Raw genomic sequence first — 11,801 nt, forward strand, 5'->3', positions numbered from 1 at the left:
TTTATTAACGAACTTTTCTTTCCTCGAGGTAAAAGTGCCAAAGTATCATCACTGCCACCGTTCGGTAAGGTTTCCAGGTTAAAGTTAAAGCCAACATTTCTTCTTTAGAGATTTCTTTAGGAAGTTTTTTCAAGCTTTTCGTGGCGTTTACAGCTGCAAGATCTCCCATCGGAAAAACATCCTTATGATGAAGAATAAACAGGAGGTAAATATCAACTGTCCAATTGCCGATACCCTTTACCCTTGTCAGCTTCGCCCGGATTTCATCATTATCCAGTAACGCCAAATTGGACAATGATAACTCGCCATTAACAATTTTCTGTGCCAGATCTCTAGCGTAGGCCATTTTTTGCCGACTGAAATAACAGGCTTTTAATTCCTCATCACTAAATTGGAGGAGAAGTTCTGGCTTAATCTCCCCTATCTTTTCCTTTAGCTTATTTACCGCAGCCAATGCTGAAGCCAATGAAACCTGTTGCTCTAGAATGATATGAATTAACGATTCAAAAGTATTCGGCCTTGACCATAGTGGCGGATAACCATATTGATTCAGGACGCCAGCCAGATCCGAATCTCTTTCTGCCAATAGATCGCAAATCTGATGGAAATTTTCTTTGTCGAGAATGTTATACACGATCAGTTATTTAAATAAAATATCATAAGCGAACCTCAATATGGTGCCGAAAACAACGATTAAGAAAAATATCCTTACAAATTTGTTTCCTTTAAGTAAAGCTAACCTCGTTCCAAAATAAGCCCCGCAAAGATTAAACGCAGCCATAGGTATAGCGTATTGAAAAAGAATGTGACCAGAATAACTAAAATAAATAATTGCCGCTAAATTGGTTGCGATATTCACAATCTTCGCATGTGCGCTGGCACCAATAAAATCAAAGCCCAACACCGCAATAAACACCAGAATTAAAAATGATCCGGTTCCAGGGCCGATCAGGCCATCGTAAAAGCCAATAACTAAACCAAATATTGCAGCCATTACCACCTGCTTTTTTACAGAGTGATTTTTCTCCTGATGGATGCCGAATTGCTTATTAAAATAAGTATAGAGTGCCACCAAAATCAACACTACTAAAATTATTGGTTTAATTACCGTATTATCAATCCGGCTCACCAGGTATGCGCCAGTAAGTGCGGCAAAGAAAGCCATGAAGGCACAGGCAGCTAATACTTTCAGGTTAAATTCAACCTTTTTAGAATATTTGAAAGCAGCTAAGGTGGTGCCTGCTATTGATGGAATTTTGGTCGTTCCCAGCAGTGTAGCTACCGGATAGTTTGGTAAAATTAATAAGGTGGCAGGGGTTTGTAATAAGCCTCCGCCACCTACAATGGCATCTATAAAGCCTGCTGCAAAGGCAACAAGGCACAGTAAAACTAACTCATACATTGATAGCACTGATTGTTAAAATCATGCACAAGATCTCATCGTTAAGTTGCATTTTCTATTCTTCTATTTCCTGCTTCCCTATTTTCAACTCCAAACTATCTATTCCCCATTTACTATCCTTACATCCTCTCCGGAGAAGTAATTCCTAAAATCGACATACCCGAGTTAATAATATCAGCAGTCTTTTTGGCTAGGTTTAAACGGAATTGTTTGGTTTCACCCTCTTCTGTTTTTACAATCGGTGGAACATCATGATAGAATTTATTAAAAAGTTTAGCCAGTTCATACAAGTAATTAGCCAAACTCGCCGGACTATAAGCCTTAGCCGCAATTTCAATTTCTGAAGGATATTTAGCCAATTGCAAAATCATTTCTAACTCTACATCAGATATTCCTGAAAACTGCGCGCTGCCAACTGCAAACTGATAATTGGACTTGCTTAACAAAGATTTTATCCTTGCATGGGTATACTGAATAAACGGACCAGTATTTCCCTGGAAATCAATACTTTCTGCAGGGTTAAATAACAAACGCTTTTTAGGCTCAACCTTTAACAGGAAATATTTTAAGGCTCCTAAACCAATGTTTTTATATAATTCTTCTTTATCAGCTTCCGCAAAATCATTAGTTTTCCCTAACTCTTCGGTTTTCTCACGGGCAGTAGTAACCATGCTTTCGATTAATTCATCGGCATCTACTACCGTTCCCTCCCTACTTTTCATTTTTCCGTTTGGCAAATCTACCATACCATAAGATAAGTGATATAAGCCCTTCGCCCAGCTTTTGCCGAGTTTTTCGAGAATTAAAAACAATACTTTAAAGTGATAATCTTGCTCATTACCAACAACATAAATCGATTCATCCATATTGAAATCATCGTGTTTCATTTCAGCAGTTCCCAAATCCTGGGTAATGTAAACTGAAGTTCCATCTGCACGTAAAACAAGTTTCTGATCAAGGCCATCAGCAGTTAAATCAATCCATACCGAGCCATCTTCTTTTTTGAAGAAAACGCCTTTAGCCAGCCCTTCATCAACCGTACCTTTACCTAATAAATAGGTATTGCTCTCATAATAAAATTTATCGAAATCTACGCCCAGGTTTTTATAAGTCACGTGGAAACCAGCATAAACCCATTCGTTCATGGTTTTCCAAAGTGCAACCACTGCTTCATCGCCCTGCTCCCATGCCAGCAACATTTGCTGTGCAGCTTTAATCAGCGGTGCATTCTTTTTGGCTTCATCCTCTGTCTGACCTTCAGCTTTCAAAGCTTCAATCTCTTTCTTGTATTCCTGATCGAAAATCACATAATATTTTCCAACCAAATGATCCCCCTTTAAACCAGAGCTTTCAGGCGTTTCGCCATTGCCCCATTTCTGCCAGGCCAGCATTGATTTACAAATATGAATTCCCCGATCGTTAACTAAGTTTACCTTTACTACATCATAACCATAAGCCTTTAGCAACTCTGAAACGGCATAGCCCAATAAGTTATTACGTACGTGGCCCAGGTGAAGTGGTTTATTCGTGTTTGGAGAAGAATATTCTACCATTACTTTTTTTCCATTCGAAGGAAACACACCAAAATCAGCAGCTAAAATCTCTTCGTTAAACTGATTTAAAAAATAACTTTCCGCAATACTTAAGTTTAAAAAACCTTTAACTACGTTGAATTTGGTCACATTTTCTACATGCGTAACCAAGTATTCGCCAATTTCGTTAGCGGTTTGCTCTGGCGATTTTTTAGAAATTTTGGTAATTGGGAAAACAACGAGTGTGACTTGCCCTTCAAATTCTTTACGGGTCTCTTGTATATTAATCACACTTTCAGCCACTTCTTCTTTATAAAGTTCGAGGATAGCCTGCTGTGTTTCGGAAATAATAAAATTCATGCGGTAAAAATAGTTATTAAAGCGGAAAGACCAAAAGGGAAAGACTAAAGCTTAGAGACTAAAGACCAAAGCGAAAAGACTAAAGAACAAAGCTTGAAGACTAAAGACCAAAGCTTAAAGACTAAAGACCAAAGCTTAAAGACTAAAGCGAAAAGACCAAAGCAGAAAGCTAAAAGACTACAGCGGTGAAATAATAAAGAGGAAGCCGGCCCAATCTTGATACCCGATACTTAATACTTGATACTTGATACTATTCTAAAACTTGATACTATTCTAAAACTTGATACTGTTCTAAAATTAAATAGATTTGCAATAACTAACTTTTTTATGAGCGAGCAGAATCCAAAATTTCAATTGAGTGTAAACACCGAGATCGGGCGTTTGCGTAAATTATTAATTCATAGTCCGGATAGTGGCTTGGGCAAAGTAGTACCCTCAAAAGCGCAAGACTGGCTTTTCGAAGATATTGTACACCTGGATACCATCCGCAAGGGCGAATACGATTACTATCTTAAGCTATTAATGTATTTTCTGGATCCTGAAAAAATCAAAGGAAAACTGGCTCAAATCGACGCTGAAGAAGCAAATAGAAATTTTTTCAAACCTAACCACCCTGATTTCCATAATTCAACTTCGGTAATAGAAATTCAAAATCTCTTGAGTGAAATACTGGAAAATGAATCCATCAGGAAGAAATTGGTGGCAGCGGTTTGCGCCATAGAAGGCTGTACCTATAAAGTGCAGATGGAGTTAACGAATACTGATCCTAAAGAACTGGCAGAAATTTTCATCTCCGGAACTTTGGCAAACGATACCATGATTTTTGCACCCATCCCAAACTTAATTTTCACCCGGGATGTAGGCATCACCATTAATAACCACATCTTATTAAACAAACCAGCAAAGAAAGCACGTGTGCGTGAAACACTGCTGATGCGCTACATCTTCTTTAACCACACATTATTTGCCGATTATAGAAACAATGTGTTGGAAATCCCTGATGTAACCATGCACTTTTTGCGCCCGGGAGATGAGCCTGCATTTAGCACTACGTTAGAAGGTGGAGATGTGATGATGGTAAGTCCAACTCATGTATTAATTGGCTGTAGCGAAAGAACTTCGGAACATGGTGCAAACGAGGCCATAAAGTTATTATTTGATCACGATGTGGTAGAGAAAGTAACTGTGGTAAAAATCCCGAGCAAAAGGGATTATATGCACCTCGACACCGTATTTACGCAAGTGAAACGCAATACCTGGGTAATTTTAAATTCTATTGCGCATTCGCCAAAATATAATCCTTATGAGCCAATTAACTTTTTAAAAGAACCCGAAAAGTCTGAATCTACAACAGCCATTCAATTTACAAAAGAGAATCCACAGGAACCAAAATACTTTGAACATGTAGAGGCATTGTTGAATGATATTAGCCAGAACGATTTAAAAAGCACCGAGCCAACAGAAATTATTTACAGTGGAAATAATCAGTTCCCTTACGATTCAAGAGAACAGTGGACTGATTCCTGCAACCTTTTAGCAATAAAAGAAGGTGTTGTTTTAGGTTATGACCGGAACGACAAAACTGTAGAGGCATTTAAAGCGGCTGGATTTGATGTAGTGAATGTGAAAGATTTAATTCAGGATTTGGAAAGTGGCAAAGCAAATGCAGATACAATTACCGATACGTTGATCTTAATGCCTTCCGCAGAGCTCTCACGTGCCCGTGGCGGTTTCCACTGTATGAGTTTACCAATTTTAAGAGACAGTTTATAAGGTTTAAAGCGTAAGGTATAAGGATTAAGGGAAAAAGCGATATAGGAAACAACATTAGCCAATACTTAGAAATAGCTACCCACAATCGCCCTACTACTTGATACTTAATACCTGCTACTTGATACTCGATACCTAATACTCGATACCTAATACTAAATACCTGATACTCAATACTAAATACCCTATACTAACTACCCTATACTAAACACTTTCCCCACTAAATACTAAAATGCAAATAACCAACCACCTTTTAATGATTCGTCCGGTTGATTTCAAATTTAATGAGCAAACGGCGGCAAACAACAAATTTCAGGTTGCTTCTACAGAAAGTGATACTCAAACACAGGCGTTAAAAGAATTTGATGGCTTTGTGGAAATATTAAGAAAGAACGGTATTGATGTTACTGTGGTAGATGATACGCTGCAGCCAGAAACACCAGATTCTATTTTTCCAAACAACTGGGTATCCTTTCACGATGATGGCTCGATTTACCTTTACCCGATGTTCTCTGAAAACCGACGGTTGGAACGCAGAAAAGATATTTTAGAAGGGTTGAGTGAAAAATTTGAAGTGAATCATGTTAGCGACTTAAGTTTCTATGAAATGCAATACGCATTTTTAGAAGGAACCGGAAGCATGGTACTAGATCGTGTAAATAAAATTGCATACGCTTGCTTAAGTGTACGCACGGACCAGGAAGTGCTGGATAACTTTTGCATGTTAACAGGTTACGAATCCGTTTCATTTCAAGCGGTAGACGATACAAACTTCCCAATTTACCACACCAATGTGATGATGTGTATTGGAGATCGATTTGCAGTGATTTGTCTGGATTCTATTCGGAATGAAGAAGAAAAATTAGCAGTGCTGTTAAGGCTTACTAATAGTGGAAAAGCAATTGTTGAAATTACGCTAGATCAAATGAACCACTTCGCAGGCAACATGTTACAGGTTTCCAATAGCGAAGGAGAAAGCATTTTGGCAATGTCAGAACAAGCATTTTTATCTCTAACAAAAGATCAAGTAGCTACGCTGGAGCATTTTAGCAGCATCATATATGCACCCATTTATACGATTGAAAAAAATGGCGGAGGTAGCGCGAGGTGCATGTTGGCCGAAATTCACTTGCCAGAGAAATAACGATGGTTTTTCGCTTTCTTTATTATTTCCCACTGATTTCGGAGATTTACGCTAACCTATAATGCTATATTATCTGCGTATATCACATTAATCTGCGGGCAGTTCTTTCTCTATCGGCAGGTGTAATCACCAGCAGAAACACAATATAATCCACCTCACAATTTATTCCGAATAGTTTTATTACTTTCGCGAAAATCAGAATGTCAATATGTCTTTAATACAACAACTCCAAACACGGTCCGGTAATAAATGTGAATTATGTACAGCGGATACAGATTTGAGCGTGTATGAGGTTCCGCCAATCGACAATGCCAATGCAGATAATAGCATTTTAGTTTGCAAAACTTGCTTGAATCAAATTGAAAAAACGGAACAATTGGATGCTAATCACTGGAAAACTTTAACCGAGACCATGTGGTCTGAATTTCCGCCCGTACAAGTGGTCGCCTGGAGAATGTTAAGCAGGTTGAGAAATGAAGGTTGGGCATCAGACAGTCTTGACATTCTATACCTTGATGAGGATACACTCGACTGGGCAAAAAAAACTGGCGACCATGAATCAGACGGAACGGTAGAATTTCATCAGGATAGCAATGGAACCCGCTTATATGAAGGTGATACCGTTGTTTTGGTTAAAACTTTAGATGTTAAAGGATCTACACTAAGTGCTAAACTGGGTACAGTAGTTAAAAACATTCGTTTAGTGCACGATAATACTGAACAGATTGAAGGTAAGGTAGAAGGCCAAACAATTGTAATCCTGACTAAGTATTTAAGAAAAGGTTAATGCATAGTTGCGTCATTGCGGGGCACGAAGTAATTTTACGCTAAGTGAGGTAGCTTCGTGCCTTGCAATGATAATTTTTTATTTACCAAACGGGTGGTGCATAAAAATTCTGTAAATTTTCACAGTTATAACCAAATTTAGTTAGCAGTGAAACGGCATCACTGATTTTATCCAAGCTGGAATCAATTCTCAGAATTTTGTCTGAATCAGAAAGATCTACACTCCATGTAGCCCCGGATAGTAAAGTATTTAAATGCTGCGAGATGTTACTTAACTCCACACCTGATTGAATATTCGTTTTAAAGATCGAGATCATAATTGGGATGATTACAAATAAGTTTTCCTTAATATTGATTGTTACCTAATAGAGTAGACGATCTAAACTTAAAATTACTTTAAAAAAATTAAAATAACTTCTAAAAAATTGATTTATAACACATTATATTTAAATCATCAACGTATCTGATCGAATTTGGATTAAACTGAACGCATCCATCGTGAAATAAATTCAGAATATGTTGATATCTAAATTAATCCTTATAAAAAGCAGGTATTTGTTATCTTTCGGTTATTATACTAATATTAATTTCGAATGCCTGCAAGAAAGATCAGTTAACCGTTAATCAGGAAAAGGAATTTGTAGAATTGGGGACCTTCGCGCATTGGGCTACCTTTACAACAATTCTGATACGGTTACCTTAATGACGGATACCAGGCTAATATTTTACCAGGTGGAAATATTGTTTCAAGGGACAAATTATTGGTAGAAACTTAACCGTTAAGGCAGATAGCCAACCCCTTAAATTCGATATGCTATCTGAAAATGAAATTAAGTTAAAGGATCTGAAATTACATTCAGATTCAGACTCCGCTAGCATAATATAACACTCGCTATTTAAACGTTAATAGTAGCAAGAACCTGATTGATTTAAACCTGATCGGAGTGAACACGAATCCCGATTCTTTTAATCGGGGTGAGTAAAATGGAGAGCAGGACTAACATTTGATTGAAATACAGGTTTTGCTTTCCAAACCACCAAAATACTTTCCTGCTGATTTAAATGATTTACGCAGATTAACACCTTAAGATCTTTCTAAAATCTGAAATAACTACCGCAAACACGCTGCTTAATCAAATTGCAAATTACCCTCCTACTGCTTATTTGTGTTTAAAAAAATGAGGTGAGTATATCCTGTGTAAAACTAATGCGTTTCTCTACAGTAAAAATATTTTTAATAAAGATTAATTCTCGATTTAAAATTACACTTTTGCAAAAATTATTTAAGATTAAATGCAGAGTTACTCAGAATTTCTCGATCTAAGCGTTGGCTTTCCACAAGAAGGCTTTGATGTAATAGATGATGAATTATATTTTCAGGATTTAAACCTGATGGAAATGATTGAAACCTACGGTACTCCCCTACGTTTCACCTACTTACCAATGGTGAGTAAGAAAATTCAGCAAGCGAAGATTCTTTTCCAGACTGCCATTTTAAAGAACAATTATCGTGGCGATTATAAATACTGCTACTGTACAAAAAGCTCGCACTTTCGCCATATTGTAGAAGAAGCGCTAAAAAATAACATCCACCTGGAAACTTCATCGGCATTTGATATGCCCATGGTTGATGCATTAGAGAAAAAAGGACATCTAACAAAGGATACCACTATTATCTGTAACGGCTTTAAAACTTACCAATACAAGCAATACATCATTGATATGTTGCACGATGGTTATAAAAACATCATTCCCGTTTTAGATAATAAAGAGGAATTTAACCTTTTTGATGATGAAGTTGATATCGATACGCCTTGTAATTTAGGGATTCGGATTGCCGCAGAAGAGCAACCAGATTCGCAATTCTACACGTCGCGTTTAGGTGTGCGAATGGAAGATATCATCGATTTTTACAACAACAAAATCGTGCATAACCCGAACTTCCGCGTAAAATTATTACACTTCTTCATTAATTCTGGTATTACTGATTCTCCTTATTATTGGAATGAATTAGAGAAATATGTAACGCTTTATTGCAAGTTCAAAAAAATCAATCCTGATTTAGATACCCTTGATATTGGTGGTGGTATGCCATTTAAAGATTCATTGGTTTTTGATTTCGATTACGAATACATGGTAAACGAAATTGTAAAAAGGATTAAGGAAATCTGTGCGATTCATGATGTTATGGAACCGGATATCATCACTGAATTTGGTAAATATACCGTGGCTGAGGCCTCTGGTATCCTTTACAAAGTACTTGGTCGTAAACAGCAAAACGATCGTGAGCGCTGGTTAATGTTAGATGGATCTTTCATCACGAACTTACCTGATGTTTGGGCTTTAAACCAGAAATACATCTTATTGCCAATTAATAATTGGGATGCAGAGTATGAACGGGTAAACTTAGGTGGAATTACTTGCGATGGGCAGGATTACTATAACCAGGAAGCCCATATGAATAGTGTGTTTATGCCTAAAACGCGTAAGGTACAGTATTTAGGTTTCTTCCATACCGGTGCATACCAGGAAGTTTTAAGTGGTTATGGCGGTATCCATCATTGCTTATTGCCAAGCCCGAAACATGTATTAATCCGTAGAAACCGGGATGAAAGCTTCAATTTTGAGGTTTTTGGAGAGGAACAGAATAGTAAGCAGGTGTTAAAGATTCTGGGTTACTAAGTTAACTGCAAAGAATATAAAGTTTTTTCGCAAAGAGCGCTAAGTCATACTTAGGGCTCTTTTTTGTTCAAAAGAAATCTTTATTTAAAACAATAAAGAACTAACCTTAATATATTTAGTATATTTGTACATAATTTGGTACAAAAATCGATTATGTTAATAACAAGTATTTCTGATTTTAGAAAAGACATTAAATCTTACCTTGATAAGGTCGTTAAAAACTTCGAAACCTTAATTATAAATAGAGGAAAAGACGAAGGTATCGTGGTAATGTCTTTAAATGAATATAATGCCTTAATGGCTACAAACCATGAGCTATCTTCACATAAAAATGAAAAGCGTTTAGATAATGCAATAAAAAATTTAAGGGAAGGAAAGTCTTTCGATAAAGCATTAATCGAAGAATACGATGAAATATAAATTCGTAGATGAATCGTGGGAAGATTATCTTTATTGGCAACTTACAGATAAAAAAAAGTTGAAGAAAATTAATGAACTACTTAAAGATATATCTCGAAATCCTTTTACTGGCATTGGGAAACCAGAGTCTTTAAAACACAAGTATTCAGGATTTTGGTCACGCAGAATAGATGATGAACACCGATTAATTTATAAGTTTGAAGATGATGAAATTTTAATCATCAAATGCAGATTTCATTACGATTAATTAGCTAAAACAATTTACAATATGCAATTCGGTAAAGTAGACGACCCATCCATTATAGATTATACCCTTCCCGCTGATGCCAAAGAAACAACAGCAATCTTGGCCGCAAATAAACCTAAACAAGATTTCAAAGCTTATATAGGCTGTGCAAAGTGGAATAAGGCAGACTTAAAAGGTTTTTATCCAAAAGGCACAAAGGATGAATTAACTTATTATTCTACCCAATTTAATTCAATAGAGCTTAATGCAACCTTTTACGGCATGCCATCAAGCGAACAAGTGATCACCTGGACAGAAAAAACACCTGCAGATTTTAAATTCTTCCCAAAACTCACCAATACGGTAAGTCATTTTAAAAGGCTCATTAATGTTAAAGAACCTGTGGAACAATTTTGCGATGCCATTAGTAATTTCGAAGATAAATTAGGGATGGCATTTCTTCAGTTGCATGATAACTTTAAGCCTAAAGATTTTGAACGACTAAAAATTGTTGCTACTGAATTTCCAAAAGTAATTCCTTTAGGTGTAGAAGTAAGAAATCAGGAATGGTTTTCAAATGCTGCCATAGCAAGCGAATTTGCTAAACTCTTTGAAGATAATAGCATTACAAACATCATTGTAGATACCGCTGGCCGCAGAGATATGCTGCACATGCGTTTAACTACGCCAACAGCATTTATCAGGTTTGTGGGTGCCAATGTAGATGAAATAGATAAAAAGCGTTTGGATGATTGGGTGGAAAGAATAGTAGATTGGAAAAAGCAAGGATTGGAAAACCTCTACTTCTTTGTTCACCAAAATGTAGAACTATCCTCGCCGTTATTCTCTGCCTACCTCACAGAAAAATTAAATAAGGCGCTTGGAACCGATTTAAAAATCCCGGTCATGGCTAATCAAAGCTCACCTTCACTATTTTAATTTATAACTCATGGTATTTCAAAAAAAATGCCATGAGTTATAACCGTTTGTAAACCGCTTCTATCGCTTTTGTTTCTTCTTCTCCTGGCATAATGTTGTAGGCTGAAAAAATGATTTTTTCATCGTTAATAATTTCGAGTTCGGTACGCCAGCCAAATAGCTGATCACCATATTCCGGATTACCATAAGCACCAAGAATTGAAAATCCCTTTTCTGTGACCTCTCCTTTAGCATGCATAATCTGCGTACCCATGTGAAAGCTATCTATCCAGCTAAAGGTAAATTTTTGATAAGGGATATCGAAACCAATAATCATTTTTCCTTCCAAAGGCTTTCCTTCCAAACTGCTTTCATAATCATAAACGATAAACCGGCCACCTAAAATTGATGAGATTTTTGCCGTTGATAGACACTCATCAACCAAAACATCCTTTTCAAACCATGTTTTTGTGATTCCTGACCAACTACCAACTAAACTCTGAAGTTTTTGATGAGCTCCACTCGCAAGGGATTGCTCGAATTTGTTTTGTGCCATTCTCA

The 11,801-nt window shown here is 36.8% G+C and carries 12 protein-coding genes; 7 read left to right on the forward strand and 5 right to left on the reverse strand.

The features are described from left to right. Positions 1-4: 4 nt before the first annotated feature. From SOM16_RS05180 to argS, 3 genes are all read right to left on the reverse strand, one after another. Positions 5-634, reverse strand: coding sequence for a DNA-3-methyladenine glycosylase 2 family protein (locus SOM16_RS05180; protein ID WP_320462928.1), 630 nt, complete (start codon positions 632-634; stop codon positions 5-7). A 6-nt stretch (positions 635-640) separates the two neighbouring features. After that, entirely contained in the window at positions 641-1,402 is a 762-nt protein-coding gene (locus SOM16_RS05185) for a sulfite exporter TauE/SafE family protein (RefSeq protein ID WP_320462929.1), read from the reverse strand. 119 nt (positions 1,403-1,521) lie between these two features. Further along, complete coding sequence (gene argS, locus SOM16_RS05190) at positions 1,522-3,294, reverse strand: arginine--tRNA ligase (protein WP_320462930.1); 1,773 nt, start codon at positions 3,292-3,294, stop codon at positions 1,522-1,524. Between the two features lie 327 nt (positions 3,295-3,621). Here argS and SOM16_RS05195 point away from each other — a divergent pair, with 327 nt between their 5' ends. The 3 genes from SOM16_RS05195 (at position 3,622) to SOM16_RS05205 (ending at position 6,995) form a co-directional block, all read left to right on the forward strand. Then, positions 3,622-5,067: an arginine deiminase family protein gene (locus tag SOM16_RS05195; protein ID WP_320462931.1), complete on the forward strand. Its 1,446-nt coding sequence runs from the start codon at positions 3,622-3,624 to the stop codon at positions 5,065-5,067. 229 nt (positions 5,068-5,296) lie between these two features. After that, the gene (gene ctlX / locus SOM16_RS05200; protein WP_320462932.1) at positions 5,297-6,208 is read left to right on the forward strand and encodes a citrulline utilization hydrolase CtlX; all 912 of its coding nucleotides are present in this window, start codon (positions 5,297-5,299) and stop codon (positions 6,206-6,208) included. Between the two features lie 208 nt (positions 6,209-6,416). After that, the gene (locus SOM16_RS05205; protein ID WP_320462933.1) at positions 6,417-6,995 is read left to right on the forward strand and encodes a PhnA domain-containing protein; all 579 of its coding nucleotides are present in this window, start codon (positions 6,417-6,419) and stop codon (positions 6,993-6,995) included. Between the two features lie 82 nt (positions 6,996-7,077). Here the strand turns inward: SOM16_RS05205 and SOM16_RS05210 are convergent, their stop codons facing one another. Next, positions 7,078-7,311 carry a hypothetical protein gene (locus tag SOM16_RS05210; protein ID WP_320462934.1) on the reverse strand — a complete coding sequence of 78 codons (234 nt, stop codon included), beginning with the start codon at positions 7,309-7,311 and terminating at the stop codon, positions 7,078-7,080. 976 nt (positions 7,312-8,287) lie between these two features. On the opposite strand from SOM16_RS05210, the gene SOM16_RS05215 reads away from it, so the two are divergent. The 4 genes from SOM16_RS05215 to SOM16_RS05230 all read left to right on the forward strand — a co-directional run bounded on the left by SOM16_RS05215 (position 8,288) and on the right by SOM16_RS05230 (position 11,261). Further along, positions 8,288-9,676 carry an arginine decarboxylase gene (locus SOM16_RS05215; protein WP_154280499.1) on the forward strand — a complete coding sequence of 463 codons (1,389 nt, stop codon included), beginning with the start codon at positions 8,288-8,290 and terminating at the stop codon, positions 9,674-9,676. 153 nt (positions 9,677-9,829) lie between these two features. Beyond that, entirely contained in the window at positions 9,830-10,096 is a 267-nt protein-coding gene (locus SOM16_RS05220) for a type II toxin-antitoxin system prevent-host-death family antitoxin (protein WP_320462935.1), read from the forward strand. Beyond that, the gene (locus SOM16_RS05225; RefSeq protein WP_320462936.1) at positions 10,086-10,343 is read left to right on the forward strand and encodes a Txe/YoeB family addiction module toxin; all 258 of its coding nucleotides are present in this window, start codon (positions 10,086-10,088) and stop codon (positions 10,341-10,343) included. Before SOM16_RS05220 ends, SOM16_RS05225 begins: the two co-directional genes overlap by 11 nt. A 21-nt stretch (positions 10,344-10,364) precedes the next feature. Continuing rightward, the gene (locus tag SOM16_RS05230) at positions 10,365-11,261 is read left to right on the forward strand and encodes a DUF72 domain-containing protein (RefSeq protein WP_320462937.1); all 897 of its coding nucleotides are present in this window, start codon (positions 10,365-10,367) and stop codon (positions 11,259-11,261) included. Positions 11,262-11,298: 37 nt separating this feature from the next. Here the strand turns inward: SOM16_RS05230 and SOM16_RS05235 are convergent, their stop codons facing one another. Further along, a complete protein-coding gene (locus tag SOM16_RS05235) occupies positions 11,299-11,796 on the reverse strand; it encodes a DUF1579 domain-containing protein (protein WP_320462938.1) in 498 nt (165 codons plus the stop codon). Between the last annotated feature and the right edge of the window lie 5 nt (positions 11,797-11,801).

The organism is Pedobacter sp. CFBP9032 (assembly GCF_034045265.1).
GTDB lineage: Bacteria > Bacteroidota > Bacteroidia > Sphingobacteriales > Sphingobacteriaceae > Pedobacter.